Annotated in this window: 1 pseudogene; it reads left to right on the forward strand. The window is 66.2% G+C overall.

Annotation, left to right across the window (positions count from 1 at the left end):
- Positions 1-213 (forward strand): annotated as a pseudogene (locus L0D17_RS13465) (hypothetical protein); the annotation flags it as partial.

A 213-nucleotide genomic window follows, 5' to 3' on the forward strand; every position in this document is an offset into this window, starting at 1 on the left:
CTTCCTCCTGGACCGGGGCTTTGACCGGCTCTCCCTCATGCGGCGGCTCCAGGAATGGGGCATGGGTTTCCTCATCCGGTTGTGGCGCAACCGGGAGGTGGAGACGGAAACGGGGGAGCGCTTCCTCTTTCTGGCCCAGGGGCCCCCTTTCCTGCGGGGTGTGGCGGCGCGGACGCTCACAGGTCTTCTTCAGCAACTGGTACAGGGGTGGGA

This window comes from Thermus thalpophilus, from assembly GCF_022760915.1.
In the GTDB taxonomy this organism is placed as follows: domain Bacteria; phylum Deinococcota; class Deinococci; order Deinococcales; family Thermaceae; genus Thermus; species Thermus thalpophilus.